Source organism: Clostridium sp. HGF2 (genome assembly GCF_964240115.1).
Classification (GTDB): domain Bacteria; phylum Bacillota_I; class Bacilli_A; order Erysipelotrichales; family Erysipelotrichaceae; genus Clostridium_AQ; species Clostridium_AQ innocuum.
On the sequence record NZ_CAXSSO010000005.1, the window covers coordinates 195,125 to 211,663 of the forward strand.

The 16,539-nt window shown below is 41.2% G+C and carries 15 protein-coding genes; 5 read left to right on the plus strand and 10 right to left on the minus strand.

Features of this window, described 5'->3' with window-relative positions:
* Nucleotides 1-414: 414 nt before the first annotated feature.
* The 10 genes from hydF to ACESPQ_RS10735 form a co-directional block, all read right to left on the minus strand.
* The gene (gene hydF / locus ACESPQ_RS10690) at nt 415-1,605 is read right to left on the minus strand and encodes a [FeFe] hydrogenase H-cluster maturation GTPase HydF (RefSeq protein ID WP_002606669.1); all 1,191 of its coding nucleotides are present in this window, start codon (nt 1,603-1,605) and stop codon (nt 415-417) included.
* A 1-nt stretch (nt 1,606) separates the two neighbouring features.
* On the minus strand, nt 1,607-3,025 hold the full coding sequence (gene hydG / locus ACESPQ_RS10695; RefSeq protein ID WP_002606670.1) for a [FeFe] hydrogenase H-cluster radical SAM maturase HydG: 1,419 nt from the start codon (nt 3,023-3,025) through the stop codon (nt 1,607-1,609).
* Nucleotides 3,004-4,092: a [FeFe] hydrogenase H-cluster radical SAM maturase HydE gene (hydE, locus tag ACESPQ_RS10700; protein WP_021421040.1), complete on the minus strand. Its 1,089-nt coding sequence runs from the start codon at nt 4,090-4,092 to the stop codon at nt 3,004-3,006. Before hydE ends, hydG begins: the two co-directional genes overlap by 22 nt.
* Nucleotides 4,085-4,348 (minus strand): TM1266 family iron-only hydrogenase system putative regulator, encoded by a 264-nt coding sequence (locus tag ACESPQ_RS10705; protein WP_002606672.1) that lies wholly within the window; start codon nt 4,346-4,348, stop codon nt 4,085-4,087. Before ACESPQ_RS10705 ends, hydE begins: the two co-directional genes overlap by 8 nt.
* Nucleotides 4,349-4,734: 386 nt before the next feature.
* Nucleotides 4,735-6,837, minus strand: coding sequence for a diguanylate cyclase domain-containing protein (locus ACESPQ_RS10710; RefSeq protein ID WP_002606673.1), 2,103 nt, complete (start codon nt 6,835-6,837; stop codon nt 4,735-4,737).
* Nucleotides 6,838-6,930: 93 nt separating this feature from the next.
* Nucleotides 6,931-7,545, minus strand: a complete 615-nt coding sequence (locus tag ACESPQ_RS10715) for a protein jag (protein WP_002606674.1) — start codon at nt 7,543-7,545, stop codon at nt 6,931-6,933.
* A gap of 12 nt (nt 7,546-7,557) precedes the next feature.
* Complete coding sequence (locus ACESPQ_RS10720) at nt 7,558-8,553, minus strand: YidC/Oxa1 family membrane protein insertase (protein ID WP_373144341.1); 996 nt, start codon at nt 8,551-8,553, stop codon at nt 7,558-7,560.
* Between the two features lie 31 nt (nt 8,554-8,584).
* Nucleotides 8,585-8,911, minus strand: coding sequence for a ribonuclease P protein component (rnpA, locus tag ACESPQ_RS10725; protein ID WP_002606676.1), 327 nt, complete (start codon nt 8,909-8,911; stop codon nt 8,585-8,587).
* Between the two features lie 188 nt (nt 8,912-9,099).
* Nucleotides 9,100-9,234: a 50S ribosomal protein L34 gene (rpmH, locus tag ACESPQ_RS10730; RefSeq protein WP_009274359.1), complete on the minus strand. Its 135-nt coding sequence runs from the start codon at nt 9,232-9,234 to the stop codon at nt 9,100-9,102.
* Between the two features lie 114 nt (nt 9,235-9,348).
* Nucleotides 9,349-9,732: a hypothetical protein gene (locus ACESPQ_RS10735; RefSeq protein WP_002606677.1), complete on the minus strand. Its 384-nt coding sequence runs from the start codon at nt 9,730-9,732 to the stop codon at nt 9,349-9,351.
* A 700-nt stretch (nt 9,733-10,432) separates the two neighbouring features.
* Here ACESPQ_RS10735 and dnaA point away from each other — a divergent pair.
* The 5 genes from dnaA to gyrB all read left to right on the plus strand — a co-directional run bounded on the left by dnaA (nt 10,433) and on the right by gyrB (nt 16,523).
* Entirely contained in the window at nt 10,433-11,791 is a 1,359-nt protein-coding gene (dnaA, locus tag ACESPQ_RS10740) for a chromosomal replication initiator protein DnaA (protein ID WP_002606678.1), read from the plus strand.
* Between the two features lie 150 nt (nt 11,792-11,941).
* Nucleotides 11,942-13,060 carry a DNA polymerase III subunit beta gene (gene dnaN / locus ACESPQ_RS10745; protein ID WP_008816042.1) on the plus strand — a complete coding sequence of 373 codons (1,119 nt, stop codon included), beginning with the start codon at nt 11,942-11,944 and terminating at the stop codon, nt 13,058-13,060.
* Between the two features lie 207 nt (nt 13,061-13,267).
* Nucleotides 13,268-13,471 carry a S4 domain-containing protein YaaA gene (gene yaaA / locus ACESPQ_RS10750; RefSeq protein ID WP_002606680.1) on the plus strand — a complete coding sequence of 68 codons (204 nt, stop codon included), beginning with the start codon at nt 13,268-13,270 and terminating at the stop codon, nt 13,469-13,471.
* The gene (gene recF / locus ACESPQ_RS10755) at nt 13,468-14,568 is read left to right on the plus strand and encodes a DNA replication/repair protein RecF (RefSeq protein ID WP_373144342.1); all 1,101 of its coding nucleotides are present in this window, start codon (nt 13,468-13,470) and stop codon (nt 14,566-14,568) included. The genes yaaA and recF overlap by 4 nt, the downstream gene beginning before the upstream one ends.
* Before the next feature lie 11 nt (nt 14,569-14,579).
* Nucleotides 14,580-16,523: a DNA topoisomerase (ATP-hydrolyzing) subunit B gene (gene gyrB, locus ACESPQ_RS10760; protein WP_373144343.1), complete on the plus strand. Its 1,944-nt coding sequence runs from the start codon at nt 14,580-14,582 to the stop codon at nt 16,521-16,523.
* Nucleotides 16,524-16,539: the final 16 nt, after the last annotated feature.

Here is a 16,539-nt window from a genome sequence, read left to right on the forward strand (position 1 = left end):
AATTCCAATTGCAGGTAAATACAAGGTATAGAGAATTCAGCACGATTGTATAGATCAATAATTTGAATTCTCTTTTTTGTAATCACCCCATCAATTCCACGATTCAGACTTTCTTTCCTCTTTGCTTTTTTTAGCTTTTTCTATAACCGAAAAAGAGCCTTTGCATACTGCTGTATTTATCTTCTCCTATGTGGTATCTTTCATCTATGAAAACTCTATAATATTTGTTATTTTCTAAGTCCTGCAAATTCGGTTTCAATTATAAAAAGGAAGGCATGCGCCATATGATGTTTTTAAAAAGGAACATATAACAAAAGGCTGCTCCATAAGTCTGTACTTATGAAACAGCTGTGTTACTCTTTCATTGTAATGAATCAAGTAAATGAGTTGAGCATTCACTTTTTATTTTGCTTATCAATATATAATATGCTCCAGTATCCCTTTCATATATGCGATAGCAATTCCGTAATTCGTCATCGGTATTCCTTCCTTTTTTGCCTGTTCCACTCTGAATTGAACATATTTTTTATTAAACATGCAGGCACCGCAATGAATGATGAAATCATAGTCCTGCAGTTCTTTCGGAAAGTCCGTACCGCTGACAATATTCACCTGCAAGCCGTCTCCATATTTTTTCTTCAGCATAGCAGGAATCTTAACCCTGCCGATATCCTCCGCAAGTGGGGCATGTGTACAGGCTTCGGCAATCAGAACTCTGCTGTTTACAGTCAGCTGATCAATAGCCTTTGCACTTTTTATGAAATATTGGATATCCCCTTTGTATTTTGCGAATAGTACGGAGAATGAGGTCAACAGACTTTCCTCCGGTTTTTTTTCATATACAAGCGGAAACACCTGTGAGTCTGTGATTATCAGCTTCGGCGGCTTTGACAAAGCTGAAAGAGCCGCATCTATCGTATCGCTTGTACAGCTTTGAATAATACATTTGTGATCCAGCAGATCGCGAATTGTCTGTACCTGCGGCAGGATCAATCTTCCCTTTGGAGCCTGTATATCCTGCGGCATAACAAGCAGAACAAGATCATTTTCCTGTACCAGATGTCCGGTGATCGTTTCTTCCGTAAAATCAGAGGGAAGCAGACGAATCAAAGCCTGACGAACATCATCCGTCACCAGCTCCTTCACATTTGCAATAAGTACGTCACTACCTGTTTTCTTCTCAATCTGTGTAACCACATCCGCATATGCTTTCTCATCTTCAGCATCCTGATTCCATATGCAAAGAACAGGAATCTGTTTTTCTTTTAACTTCTTATACCATGTCATTTCCCAGGAAATATCCATGTCACGGAATACCAGAATTGCCATATCTGTTTTCTGAGTGACTTCCACTGTTTTTTCAACACGCAGATTCCCCAGTTCCCCTTCATCATCAAAGCCTGCAGTGTCATAAAATACCACCGGTCCAAGACCATGAAGCTCCATCGCTTTTACTACAGGATCCGTGGTTGTCCCCGCCACAGGAGAAACGGTAGAGACCTTCTGCTTCGTAATGGCATTTAACAGTGTGGACTTCCCGCTGTTTCGTTTTCCAAATATGCCAATATGCAGACGTACTGCATTGGGTGTGTCCTGAAGACTCATATTAAAACCGGAAATCCCGTTTTCCATTATCAATGGAATGCAGATAGGAGGCACAGGTTTCTCTTGCTTTCTCATTTGGAATATGTAACAGCTCCCGATCTATTATGGCACTGCCAAGCTTTTTTGTATCCTCTTTTGCATAATCATCCAGATACTCCCGCAGTGTCAATAATGCGTTTGGATGACAGCAGTTCGCAATCTGTCCGGATTTTACCAGACTCATAAAGCGGTCCCCTGTTCTTCCTTCCCGATAGCATGCCGTACAGAAGCTCGGTATATAGCCCAGCTTCAACAACCAGTTAACCACCTCATCCAGGGTACGGTTATCACTCACATCAAACTGCGCACTGTTTTCCTCTTCCTTTTCCGGTACTGCATAGCCGCCGACACTGGTGGAAGAAGCTCCGGATATCTGAGAAATACCGAGATCAAGAACCTTTTCTCTTGTTTTCTGTGATTCTCTTGTAGAGATAATCATACCGGTATATGGTACAGCAATTCGCAATACAGCAACAATTTTTGTAAATATCTCATCACTGATGGCATTTGAAAATTCATTCGGATTTATATCGTCAGCAGGACAGATACGTGGAACACTGATTGTATGCGGACCAACGCCGTGAACCGCCTCCAGATGCTCAGCATGCATTAAAAGTCCTACAAAGTCATAACGATACATATTCAATCCAAACAATACCCCACAGCCGACATCATCAATACCGCCCTCCATGGCACGATCCATTGCCTCCGTGTGGTAGGCATAGTTTGATTTCGGTCCGTTCGGATGCAGCTGTTCATATGATTGTTTATTGTAGGTTTCCTGAAACAGGATATACGTACCGATTCCTGCTTCCTTCAGCTTTCGGTAATTATCCACAGTTGTTGCCGCGATATTTACATTCACTCGGCGAATAGCTCCATTCTTATGCTTGATGCCGTAAATCGTTTTAATACTCTCAAGTACATATTCAATCGGTGAGTGAACAGGATCCTCTCCTGTTTCCAGAGCAAGTCGCTTGTGTCCCATATCCTGCAAGGCAATAACCTCCTGCCTTATTTCTTCCTGCGTCAGCTTTTTCCTTCGAATATGCTTGTTCTTATAATGATAGGGACAGTATACACAGCCGTTAACACAGTAGTTGGAAAGATACAGCGGAGCAAACATAACAATGCGATTGCCATACAGCTTCTGCTTGATCTGTTTTGCCAGCGTAAACATCTTTTCATTTTCCTCAGGAAGATCACATTCCAATAACACCGCAGCCTCTCTGTGTGTAAGCCCCTTACAATCTGCGGCTCGCTCAATCAGGGAGCTGATCAATTCCTTATTGTGTTTGTTTTCCTGTGCAAAGCGCAGTGTTTCTTTGATTTCCTCATCGTCAATGAATTCCGTTGCTTTCAGTGAATGTTTATTGTACATATACGTTTTTCCTCTAACTTTCTTATACTGTCGCCGCGATCTGTTACGAGTTCATATCCAATACGCTTCATACGATTGGAAAGACATACTCTGCATTCGGCTGCTTCATCACCGGTACAGATTTTATCATCATACAGCATGTATTTCTTTCTCACAGCTACCGGACTGAGATTGGGCATCACAACGTTGGCACCTGCTAAAATCCCCTGTTCTCTTCCCTGTGGATCAATCGTACCCAGAGCTGTAGTCGCCGGAAGAAGTACATCCGGCAGGATCAGACGGATAATGGAAAGCAGTGTCAGTGTCAGCGTGAAGCTGCCGGCCGGTTCATTGTAAAACGGTGTATCATGATGCGGAAGAAAAGGCCCGATTCCCACCATTTCCGGCTGAAGCTCCTTCATGAAATGCAAATCCTCTACAATATGCCTCAGCGTCTGTGAGGGAGAGCCGACCATGATTCCGCAGCCGGTCTGAAAACCGATCGCCTTCAAATCTCTTAAGCACTGCTTGCGATGCTCACTGGTAAGCTCTTTTGGATGCAGACAACGATAATGCTGTGCATTGCTTGTTTCATGACGCAGCAGGTAACGATCTGCACCTGCATCATAATAGCGCTGATAGCTCTCCTTCTCTTTTTCTCCAAGTGATAAGGTGATAGCACAATCCGGATACCGCCGTTTTATATCAGTTATGATTTCAATCAGAAGCTCATCCGTATAATATCCATCCTCCCCGGACTGCAGGACAAAGGTACGAAATCCAAGATTATAGCCTTCATCACAGCAGGTAAGGATATCCTCTTTTTTCAGACGGTATCTTTGCGCATGGGAATTGCTGCGGCGGATACCGCAGTAATAGCAGTCATTGCGACAGTAGTTGCTAAACTCTATCAATCCACGGGTATACACCTTATTTCCATAGTATCTGTGCGCTGTTTTTCTTGCATACTCCGCAAGCAGATTTCTTATTTCATTCTCACCATGATGTATAAGTACCTCAAGAAATTCTTCATCTCTTAGCCAGCCTTCCATATATAGCTTTTCGATCAGAAAAGAAACATTATCCATCTATATTCTCCATCACATTGGAATACAGTGCCTTTGTACTGACACCCTCTAATTTCCCCAGTTTACCGGATAATGCAGAAATGACAGGCTGAGGTGCATCTATGATAATACTGATAACAGAAATCCCTCTTTTCTGATACGGCACTCCCATACGACCAAGAATATATTGTGCATATTCATGAAGTATGGAATTGATTTTTTCAGCAGACTCCGTATTTTCGACAATGATACCGATAACAGCAACTCTAGTTTCCATAACATCCTCCTCCATTAAAAAAATTCTTGTCCTATAAAAAAACAAGAATACAGTAAAAACTATTTGCATTCCCGTCTTTTTCCTCAGGCTGTTCCTTTAGAAGCAGATCGTCAGCGATCGATGTTTGATGTTTACGGTCAGTACCACTTTCCGCTCACTTCAACATCTTGATTATAACACCTTGTTTATTTGTTCACAAGCAATATAGTACTATGTACTTAAAAAACTAAAATAATTCCAATACATAAAGAAAAGAAGAAGACATTGCTGCGTACTTCCTCTTCCTATTCTTACATTGGATGAAATGCGTCTGTTTTTCGTTCAATCAGAACTGCAAATTTTTTAGACTCCATGTTTTTATTATATTTCTCAGATTTATCTTATCCCTATTTTTCAATTGCAATCAGGTAGGTCGCAAATGCATAGGAAAGATTACGAATCAGCGATAGATCATCTTCATTCCATTCATGAATTCTTCGATCATTCATACCAAGTACACCTATCATTCTATGATCATACAAAATCTGATGCTGCAGTGTTGCCTGAATTTGATATTGTTCATACGCATTTATATAACGGATATCATTTACGTTAATCTGATTCTGATAGTAAAGGTGTCTGTCATCAAAAGCCTTTAGGTATGCTGGATCCGTCTGAATATGAACATGCTTGGATGCCTTATTCCTTTCCAGGTCATATATATAAACTCTGCCCATGGAATATGCTTCATTTTCAAAGCGAAGCAGAAATATATTTTTCACATTCATGGAACGGCAGATAAATTCCATCGTCTGTGCCAGCAGCTCATCCCGTTTATCGAATACATTCAGCATTTCAAATACCTTTGGTAGAATATCATTGACGGTGACCTCATGGCGGTCCTTGCGCTTTTCTTTTTTCTGCATGATCTGACTGAAATAGTCATTTTTATAGACAACAAACTGGTCACGCCCATTTGCCTTAGCTTCATAAAGAGCATGATCCGCTTTCATAAAGATATCTTCAAAATCCTTTTCTGTATCCACAATACAAATTCCCATACTGACAGTAAGCTGCTTCTGCAGCTTACTGATATTCAGATTGCGTATATTATCTATAATACGTAAAGCATTCTTTTCAATATCCTCAATACATGAGATATGATTCAGATACATACAAAATTCATCACCGCCGATTCTGCCGACTAGATCTTCCTCTCTTAGATTATTCTGAAGATTAGCTGCGACCTTCATGATTACCTGATCACCCACAAGATGTCCACAGGTATCATTGATAATTTTGAAATTATCAATATCCAGTATAAAGAAAGCACCCTTTTCGTCTGCTCTTTTACCACGAATCGCCTCCAGCACATGGTTGCGAAAGGCAGTTTTATTCAATACCTCGGTAAAGGGATCCAGTTTGTTGCTGCGAAGAAGCTCTTCATTTCGCTGCAGGATAATATGCTGTTCGTAGAGTGCGTTTTCCAAATCCATTTTATTCATCATACTTTGCAGATTATTGCGTTTTTCCTGCTCTCTTGCCTTTCGATTGAGACGATAGGCTTCCAGCAGATGGAGAAATAGTTCCTCTTTGGAGCAAAATTGCATTGCCAGCTCCACCTTGATATCTGCTAGTCTTGCGGAATTGATAGAGTTTGGATGATGAGATTCCATTTTTTCAAGATTGCGATATAGCAGATATGCCTGATCCTTTAATTTTAATGAAATGCAGATGTGAATACAATCCATATAGTTTCTCACTGTATTTTTATAATCAGATGTATGGGGAGCAGCCTCCAGAAAATCATATAATCTTTGCTTTAATTTCGCTATATCCTTTCTGTGCCACAATTCGAATATGCTGATCATGATTCTATTCTCTGTCAGTACCACATGGTCATTGTCTTTGAAATAGCGTAAGAATGTTTCATACCAGGGAGCTGCCTCTGCTGCGCGGTTCATTTTCATATATACCATCAGAATATTCGTTAATATAATACCGTCATTCAGTGAAAATTCAAGATGCATTTTTCTTCGTTCCTGAAATGCCCGTATGAAGTATTCAATTCCTCTTTGTTCACAATCGATATCATGAAACAAAGTTCCCAGATTGTTAATAATCGCATAATGATATTCGAATTCCGGATGATCCATTGTGAGATAATAAGCCTTTAGAAGAAAATGCAGGGAGGTGAGAAAATCCCCCAGATCAGAATAAACGATTCCCTGTAGATTATGTATGTATGCAAGAATTTTCAGATATTCATTTTTTTCACAGTATTCCTCACTTTGAAAGCAGTGCTGAAGACATTCTTTGTAATTTCCTCTTGAAAATTCATAATATGCCTGAAAATACAATGCAGCTGCAATGTAGTAGGGATCCTGATGAAGCTGCGCAATTTCCAGTAATCGGGAAGCCTTTTGAAGAATCTCCTCCGGTCTCCCCTGTTTGCGCAGTATAAGAAGCTGTTCTTCAAGCTCTGTAGCTTCTTTTTTATAAACTTCCATGCTCATCCTCTTTTCTATAATTAAAAAAACTCACATTCGACAAATTTCGCATATGGAAAGGGAGCCATGCTGTCTTGCATGACTCCCTGTTTTTTATGCATTATCTTCGCTGTAAACGATTTTCAGACGCCGCTGATTACCTTCACCTTCACTGACGGTAGCAATATGCTTCATATTGGCTAAATAGTTGTGAATAGCCTTTCTTTCATCGGCCGGCATAGGATCCAGTGTTGCATCAGTTTTTGTCCTCTGTACGCTTTTCGCAACTCGAAGAGCCAATGAACAAACTTTCTGATATTTCTCTTCCTTATATCCGTTGATATCAATCAGTACACCAATCCGGCGCTTAAACTCACTGGAAGAAGCAGATTTCAGAACAGTATTGACTGCCTGTAATGTCTGTCCGTTCTTTCCAATCAGAATAGCGTTGTTCTCAGCGTCCAGATTAACACGGAAATATTCACCGTCATCCACCACATCAATGGACACTTCCATATGAATACCTTCGAAATAGGTCTGCAGATATGCTTTCATGAATTCACGAATATCATTTCTACAGTAAGCCGTTATGGTTGTTTTGCTGCCAAGACCCAGAAAGCCTGAGGTTTCTTCTGTAACATTATAAGTGAGCTCTTCTACGCTTACTCCCTTATCCTCGGCAGCCTGCTTCAATACATCTTCCAGATTTTTGCCAGTATACGATTTCATCCTGTTATCCTCCTAATCTTTGATAAAGAATTTGTGGATTACAATATTTTGGATAACTCTTGCAAGAGAGTTTACCAGCCAGTAGAAGGACATACCCAGCGGCCAGTTGATTGCAAAGATGGCAATCATACCGGTACTCATGTACATCATCATGTTCATGGAGCCCATCATACCATTTCCGCCCTTTTTCTTAGGCTCTGCATATTTTTTCTCTTTGACATGCATCTTTTTCTTTCTGTGTTCCTGCAGCCACTGCGGCATTTTGAAGGACAACAGCTGGAAGGCTACCATCAGAACAAAGATGACAACATACCAGTAATTACCTAAGTTAAACCCTTCGATCGGCGTCTTAGCCAGGTCGATTCCCTGGAAGGAACCGGTTACCACGCTGTACGCGCGCATCGTCGCCTGATACATACCCAGAATTACCGGGAACTGTATAAACGTTACCAGCAGTGTTCCAAACGGATTGATTTTGTATTTGCTGTAGAGCGCCTGCATTTCCTGCGCCTGCTGCATCTTGGAGCGGTCATCGGTTTTGCCTGCATATTTCGCCTGAATCTTATTCATTTCCGGCTGAATGGACTGCATACGCTGTGATGCTACCTGTGATTTGATTGAGAACAGGAAGATCAGCAGCTGAATCAGGAAGGTCGCTGCAATGATACCGATACCTGCATCACTGAAATCTGCTACAAAGTTAATCAGGAATGCAATCGGCCATACGATCAGCCCGTTGAACCATCCCTCGTCCATTGCATCCGAGAATGTTGTTTTTTCGATTGTAATCAAATCATCTGCTTTATAATCCTTATACTTCTTTTGAAGTTCTTTGTCGTCTGGAATGTCAACATCTCCGCGTTTCACCTGAACGTCATTGTTCGTGTAAATGGAATTGACATATGTCTTACCATTCTGCCCACGCGGAACACTACATCCGGTCAGTGTCACGACCATCAGCATAACGACCAGAAGAAACTTCTTTTTGTTTCTAAAAAAATCTTTCATCTTTTTGTCTCCTCGCTAAGTTTGCCTACCTTTATATTTTAACTTTTTTAACCAATCTTTCCAAGAGTTTTTTGTTGTTTATATAATTTTCTTCATGATATTTTACGCGAACGAGTATAATCGTATCAAATTTCTCTTCAAAACTGTAAATATCCTGTACCATCATGCGTACCTGACGCTTGATTTTATTACGTACAACTGCTTTTCCCATTTTCTTACCAACGGAAATTCCTACTCTTGCATGATCTTCTTTTCGCGGCTTCACATAAATAGCAAAGGAAGGACAGGTGTAAAATTTTTTGTAATTCATAATCTCGGCGAATTCCTGGCTTTTTTTCACACGATATTCCTTTTTCATGCAGTTCTTCCTTTCTGTCTTCCGCTTCCCTGATGCCGTTTTCTGCCTGCTATACGCTTTCACAGCATCATACGCTTAATCATAGCCTAAATCAGGGGAAAAAGCAATAACGTACGGCAGGAAAGCACCTGAAACAGAGGAATCCTTCACTTTGACAAGGCGAAAAAAAATCACCACAGGGTGATTTTTTATGCTGATAACACTTTTCTACCTTTGGCACGACGACGCGCTAATACTTTACGTCCTCCTACTGTAGCCATACGGGCTCTGAATCCATGAGTTTTCTGGTGTTTTCTTTTGCTCGGTTGATATGTTCTTTTCACAAGAGCCACCTCCACTTCTTCTTTATCATTTTATACAAATTGAGCATTGCTTTAAAATTATACATAAAAACTCTGTCAAAGTCAATAATTCATTAAAAATATTTGAAAATACGTTTATTTGTCAATCCATGCCATTTTTCGACAGAAGGCATGTGTAAAAATAGGGAACAGCAGCACGATAAAAGCAGAAACCACTATAAATATAAAGATACTTGCATAAAAAAATAAAACGGTGGAGATCAGTGCCTGAAGCAGCAGCATGATGCCGTAAACAATTCTGGTTTCCACACGCAGACTCATGACTGCGTACAGGAAGATAATTCTTGCCGCTACAACCACAGCGAGAATTCCGAAGAAGACGGATAGGGAGGAAAGCTTATCCGCAATCAAAACAAACGAAAGCAGTGCCAGAAACAGCTCCAGCAGCAGACTCATCTGATAGGTAGAGGCAAGACGGTGCTGAATCATGCGTTTTGTACTTTTTTCAAACCAGTTCATATCATCACATCCTATATAATCATCTCATCTATTATATAGGAAGTTGGAAAAGAACACAATTCACTTCGCAAATTGTCCTGTATATTATCATTCAGAGGGTTTTCAACAAAACACTCCGTTTACGGTGGAAAACTTGGCTTTCAACTCCAATTCATAATATGAAGCAGAGGATATCAGCTGTTTATCCCGATGCAAGAGATTTTCCACGATTCTTCCACAAGAATACATATCATAGTTTTCCACCATATGTGGAAACTGTAGAAAAGCTTCTCATAACCTTTATTTATCATACTTTTCATGTGTATACAATGATGGAAAAGCATCTGTTGATATCCATTGTTTTCCACTTTTCCACAAAATACAGGATTCCACACTTCCTGTTTCCCCATTTTTTCCATATGGAAAGCTGTGGAAAGTGGAGAAACTCCTTTATTTATCCTGTTTAAAGCATGTTTTCCTGTGGATAACCTATGTGTGTAAACGGAATCCACCGGAAATCCTTCAGAAAACGTGTCCTGTCCGGTGGAAAACTGAATCAGTATTCTCCTTCACTTTCCATAAACAAATTATTTCCATTTTTTCTACATGACAGCAGCACTTTTTTACATATGCTGTGATTCCCTTTATCTTAATCAGAATAGCCGTGGTATTTTTCCACAATCTATAGTAAAATATAAGGTGCATGAAAAAGGAGTCGTTTATGTCTAATTTTGCCAAGGTACAGCTTGAGCAGATCTGGCAGAAGACACTTCAGCTCATAAATGAAAGTGCACATTTCGATGATGCCGTATTCAACGCATGGTATAAAGAAGATTCTCATCTCTTTGATATAGAGGATGATTTTGCGACCATTGTTGTTCCTTATAAGATCAACAAGCAGATCATGATGGATTCCATCGATCTGATTCAGCAAAAGCTGTCTGATGTTCTGGATATGAAGGTCTCCTGTCAAATCCTGCTCAAGAGCGAAGTGGATATGCTTCAGCCATCATCTGTCATTAAAAGAAGAAATGAAATTTTATTTGAAGACAAAGTAAAAAAAGAGTACACCTTCGACAGCTTTGTCGTAGGGAAAAACAACCGGGAGGCTCACGCTGCGGCATTGTCCGTATGCTATTATCCCGGTAAATTCAACAATCCGTTGTTTATATTCGGAAATTCAGGCCTGGGGAAAACCCATCTGCTGCATGCCATCGGCAATTACGTCAAGGCAAACAAGGCGGATGAAAAGGTTTTATACATTTACAGTGAGGACTTCGTCACCTTGCTGATTGAGGCGATGAAAAACAAGACGGTTGAGGACGTAAAGGAAATGATCTGTTCGGTGGACTATCTGCTGATTGATGATATCCAGCGTCTGAAGCAGAGCACCTCACAGGAAATCTTCTTCAATATGTATAACAAGCTCATTTCCGACAACAAACAGATTGTCATTACCAGTGATATTCATCCTACAGAGCTGAAGGGAATTGAAAACCGTCTGATATCCCGCTTTTCCAGCGGTCTGTCCGTATCGGTAGGGTCTCCGGAATTTGAAACTGCGAAAGCTATTCTGCAGAAAAAGATGGAAGGCCGCAGCGATGAAATCATGATTGATGACGAGGTTCTCGATTATCTGGCAACCCGCTTTGCAAGTGATGTCAGAAAACTGGAGGGAACGCTCAACGAGCTGTTCTTTAAAGCAATATTATATAATCCCGAGCGGATTGATATCACCTTCGCGAAAGAAATATTCAAAGAAAATCCGATTGTTGTAAAGCAGGAGGATGAACTAACGCCGAAGAGGATAAAGAATGCGGTATGCGAATACTATGGTCTGACCAGAACCCAGATCGAATCAAAATCAAGAACCAAAAATATCGCCAATGCGCGTCATATCGCAATATACCTGTGCAGGACGCATCTGGAAATGCCGTTTGCCAAAATCGGTTTTGAATTTGGAAACCGTGATCATTCCACGATCATGTCCTCGTATGAAAAAATGATGAAGCTGTTAAAGGAAAAGGAAACATTTCAACAGGCAGTCATGCAGATTGAAAGTAATTTGGGGATAAAATAGCTAAGATATCCACATGTTTAAACTTTTCATCCACAGCAAAATTTGTTAAAATAAGCCTATGTTCAAAGTGTTTTTATAGCTTTTCCACACTTTCCACATACTTATTATTGTTTATTTACTTATAAAACATAAAAGAAGGGAGCATCACCCATGTACTTTAAGGTGTCTAAAAAAGAATTCTACAATGCATTATCTGTGGCATCCCGTGCCATCTCTACATTTTCACCACTTCCTGCGTTCTCCGGTATTAAGATTGACGCAAAAGAAGATTGTCTGATTCTGACCGGAAGTGATTCGGATGTATCCATTCAGACGAAACTGACAAAATCGGAAGAATGTGTTCTTGAGATTCGTGATATGGGATCAATCGTTATTGAAGCTAAGTATATTCTGGAAATCGTTCGTAAGATTGATGCTGATGAAATCGAGTTTGAAATGATTGACGGTTCCCTGACTAAAATCAGTGGAAACACTGCAGAGTTCAGAATCAATGGAATGCGTGCAAATGAGTATCCGGCTATCGACTTCTCCAAACCGAAGGAATGCTTTGCATTAAAAGAGGAAACACTGAAGAAAGTGATTTTGCAGACCAGCTTTGCGACAAGTGATAAAGAAACACGTCCGGTACTGACCGGTGTGAATTTCCACTGTGAAGGCAATACGCTGCACTGTGTCGCTACCGATTCCTATCGTCTTGCAAAGAAAACGATTGATATCAGCGAATCCCTGAACTTCAATATCACCATACCTGCCAAATCCCTGTCCGAGGTTGTTAAAACACTGGAAGGTGAAGGAGAGGTGGAAATTGCAGTCAATGATAAAAAAGCGCAGTTTATCATTCATGACACAATCGTACAGACGCGACTGATTGACGGTGTATATCCGGAAACAAGCCGACTGATTCCTTTACAGTTTGACTATGAGCTGACAATTGATTCCCGTGATCTTCTCAATGCTATTGACCGTGCAAGCTTTATTAAAAATGACGGGGTTTCCGTTATTAAATTCAGTCTGAGTGAGCAGGAATGCGTGCTTTCCAGCAAATCCGTGGAAGTAGGATCCTCCACTGAGGTTTTAAGCAGTGCCAGCTTCACAGGAAGCTCTCTGGAAATCAGCTGTAACGGACGATATGTCTTTGATGCAATCAAGGCATTGAGCGGCAGTCTGGTAACCTTCCGCCTCTGTGGAGAAATGAAGCCGTTTATCATTAAATCTGTGGATGATGATAATGTTTTACAGCTGGTACTTCCAGTCAGAACCTATGCATAAACAACAGGCAGTAAGGGGAACATCCTGCTGCCTTTTTCTATGTATTTTAACAAAAGTAGACCTTTTTCAGGAATGGAACGCAGCGTTTGAAAAGCGAATAAATTTACATGTGAAAAATGATGCAGAAAAGTTTGAAAACCATAGGAAAAACTAACAAAAAACCTTTAAATATGATATAATATATAGGAATGTGAAAGAGGTTTTATAATGGATATAAAGATAACCGGTGAATACATAACATTAGGTCAGCTGCTTAAAATGACGGATTTTATCCAGAGCGGCGGTGAAGCAAAATTTGCGGTAAAATCCCTGAAAATCAACGTGAACGGGGAACAGGAAAACCGCAGAGGACGCAAGCTGTATGCAGGTGATGTCATTGACATTGAGGGCAGCGTATTTTCTTTGTCATGAGACTGGAATCACTTCGTCTGCATAATTTTCGCAATTATGCAGATGTAAATGTCAGTTTTACCGACGGCATTCATATTCTGACAGGAAAGAATGCACAGGGAAAGACCAACCTGCTGGAATCTATCCTTTATTTATCAACGACCAGATCCCATCGAACCAGTGAAGATAAAGATCTAATCAAAGAAGGTGAGCAGGCCTTCTTTATTAAAGCCTTGATTGCAAAGGAACAGAAAACGGAGGAAATCCGTGTGACGGTAAATGAAAAGGGGAAAAATCTTTTTATTTATCAGAATCCCGTGAATCGCGTCAGTGACTTCATAGGTGAATTTAACTCCGTTATGTTCTGTCCGGATGATATGAATCTGTTTCAGGCCTCTCCCCGCGTCAGAAGACGCTTTGTGGACATGGAGCTGAGTAAGATAAGTAAGAAGTATGTATCGACGCTTTACGTCGCTACACGGCTCTTAAAAGAGCGGAATGCTTATCTGAAGCAGGAACGGGTGGACCGCTCCTATCTCGAGGTCTTAACCTCACAGCTTGTGGATGCATCTGTTGTCATCATGAAGCAGCGGCATTTCTTTCTGGAGGAGCTGCTGGACAAATGCAGGACATTTTACCGCCAGCTTTCCAATGATGATACGGATATTACGGTTCGCTATCTCAGCTGTGTTCCTTTCTCGGACAGTGAGGAAGCGCTGAAGGAAGCTCTGCTGAGGAAATATCAAAAGCATCAGGATCGCGACCTGCTGTTGAAACAGACGACGGCCGGTATTCATAAAGAGGATTTTATCTTTGAAATGAACGGGCACGAGCTTGTCAGCTTTGCTTCCCAGGGACAGAAGCGAAGTGTATTGCTGGCATTGAAAATCGGTATGATTCATATGATTTATGAAATCATACAGGAATATCCGGTGTTATTGCTGGATGATGTATTTTCTGAGCTGGACAGCTATCGGAAACAGGAATTATTAAAATCTCTGCCCAAAGAGGTGCAGATTTTCATCTCCACAACAGATTTTGTGGAAATGGATGATATAAAAAGTGATCGCAGAGTCACGTTGTGGAATGTAAGCAACGGTACAATCGAGAGATGTTAGGAGGATGAACTATGGATGAGAATCAGATGAAAGAAATCGAAGAAATGGAAGATAAGGTTGATCATTCTTATACGGCTGATGATATTCAGGTCCTGGAAGGACTGGAAGCTGTACGGAAACGACCTGGTATGTATATCGGTTCTACCAGTGAGAGAGGTCTTCATCACCTTGTCTGGGAAATCGTTGATAACTCGATCGATGAGGCTCTTGCCGGATTCGCTACGGATATTGAAATAACGATTGAAAAAAATAACATCATCCGTGTTGAGGATAATGGTCGAGGTATGCCGACGGGAATCGTTGAAAAGACTGGAATATCCGGTGTGGAAACGATTTTTACTGTACTGCATGCCGGTGGTAAATTCGGCGGTGGTGCTTATAAGGTTTCCGGAGGTCTGCATGGTGTCGGTGCCAGTGTTGTTAATGCATTGAGTGAATGGCTGGAGGTTAACGTACATCAGAACGGACATGAGTTTTTCCTTCGATTTGAAGACGGAGGCAAGGCAACAGGACCTTTGAAAATCATCGATGACAGCGAAAAGCATGGTTCCATTGTGCGTTTCAAGGCAGATCCTGAAATCTTCCAGGAAACACAGGAATATGATTTTGATACTTTGAATGCACGTATTCGTCAGCTGGCTTTCCTGAACAAAAGCATTCGTCTGGTGCTTTGTGATGAACGGGAAGCGGAGCCGAAACGAATTGAATATAAATACGATGGCGGTATCCGCCAGTATGTGGAATATCTGAACAAGAACAAAACACCGCTGCATGAAGAGGTTGTGTATGTGGAAGGGATAGAGGACGGGATTCTTGCGGAAATCGCCATGCAGTATAACGATGGCTACATTCCAAGCATCTATTCCTTCTGTAATAACATCAACACGATGGAAGGCGGAACGCATGAGGATGGCTTCCGACTTGCTCTGACAAGGATTATCAATGCCTATGCAAGAGAGCAGGGAATGATAAAAAAAGACGAGACACTGGCTGGAGATGATGTGCGTGAGGGATTAACGGCAATTATCTCGGTAAAGCACCCCGATCCGCAGTATGAAGGACAGACAAAGACGAAGCTGGGAAACTCAGAGGTACGAAAAATTGTTTCCAGTATACTGGGTGAACAGCTGAACCGTTTCTTCATGGAGAATCCGGAAACAGCAAAGATTATTGTAGATAAGGCGATTCTTGCGAGCAAGGCACGTCTTGCGGCAAAAAAGGCAAGAGAGCTGACAAGAAGAAAATCAGCCCTGGAAATCACATCACTGCCCGGTAAGCTTGCGGATTGTTCCAGCAAGGATGCCTCAGAATGTGAAATCTATATCGTCGAGGGTGATTCCGCCGGCGGAAGTGCAAAGCAGGGAAGAAATTCCAAGTTTCAGGCAATTCTGCCACTGCGTGGTAAGATATTGAACGTCGAGAAGGCACGTTTGCAGAGAATCTTCGAAAATAATGAAATTCGCTCTATGATCACAGCATTCGGCTGTGGAATCGGAGAGGAAATGGATGTCAGTAAGCTGCGTTATCATAAAATTATTATCATGACCGATGCCGATGTCGATGGTGCGCATATCTGTACACTGATGCTGACATTCTTCTACCGTTACCTGCGTCCGATCATTGAGGGTGGCTATGTATATATCGCCATGCCTCCGCTGTTCAAGGTTGCCAAGGGAAACCGTGTGGAATATGTATATAAAGAGGAAGAAGTGGAAACGGTACGTGCTTCTATGGGTGAGAATGTAAACGTACAGCGATATAAAGGTCTGGGAGAGATGAATCCGGAGCAGCTGTGGGAGACAACCATGGACCCAGCATTCCGTACGCTGAAGCAGGTAAATATTGATGATGCTATGGAAGCTGACAGTATTTTTGAAATGCTGATGGGAGAAGAAGTTGAACCAAGACGTGACTTCATTCAGGAAAATGCAATCTATGCAACACTGGATATCTAAGGAGGTGTAAGGGAAC

Bases quoted from the DNA above. Each gene is read 5' to 3' on its own strand.
- hydF (WP_002606669.1), bottom strand. From the start codon at position 1,605: ATGAGTCTTCAGGACACACCCAATGCAGTACGTCTGCATATTGGCATA.
- hydG (WP_002606670.1), bottom strand. From the start codon at position 3,025: ATGTACAATAAACATTCACTGAAAGCAACGGAATTCATTGACGATGAG.
- hydE (WP_021421040.1), bottom strand. From the start codon at position 4,092: ATGGATAATGTTTCTTTTCTGATCGAAAAGCTATATATGGAAGGCTGG.
- ACESPQ_RS10705 (WP_002606672.1), bottom strand. From the start codon at position 4,348: ATGGAAACTAGAGTTGCTGTTATCGGTATCATTGTCGAAAATACGGAG.
- ACESPQ_RS10710 (WP_002606673.1), bottom strand. From the start codon at position 6,837: ATGGAAGTTTATAAAAAAGAAGCTACAGAGCTTGAAGAACAGCTTCTT.
- ACESPQ_RS10715 (WP_002606674.1), bottom strand. From the start codon at position 7,545: ATGAAATCGTATACTGGCAAAAATCTGGAAGATGTATTGAAGCAGGCT.
- ACESPQ_RS10720 (WP_373144341.1), bottom strand. From the start codon at position 8,553: ATGAAAGATTTTTTTAGAAACAAAAAGAAGTTTCTTCTGGTCGTTATG.
- rnpA (WP_002606676.1), bottom strand. From the start codon at position 8,911: ATGAAAAAGGAATATCGTGTGAAAAAAAGCCAGGAATTCGCCGAGATT.
- ACESPQ_RS10735 (WP_002606677.1), bottom strand. From the start codon at position 9,732: ATGAACTGGTTTGAAAAAAGTACAAAACGCATGATTCAGCACCGTCTT.
- dnaA (WP_002606678.1), top strand. From the start codon at position 10,433: ATGTCTAATTTTGCCAAGGTACAGCTTGAGCAGATCTGGCAGAAGACA.
- dnaN (WP_008816042.1), top strand. From the start codon at position 11,942: ATGTACTTTAAGGTGTCTAAAAAAGAATTCTACAATGCATTATCTGTG.
- yaaA (WP_002606680.1), top strand. From the start codon at position 13,268: ATGGATATAAAGATAACCGGTGAATACATAACATTAGGTCAGCTGCTT.
- recF (WP_373144342.1), top strand. From the start codon at position 13,468: ATGAGACTGGAATCACTTCGTCTGCATAATTTTCGCAATTATGCAGAT.
- gyrB (WP_373144343.1), top strand. From the start codon at position 14,580: ATGGATGAGAATCAGATGAAAGAAATCGAAGAAATGGAAGATAAGGTT.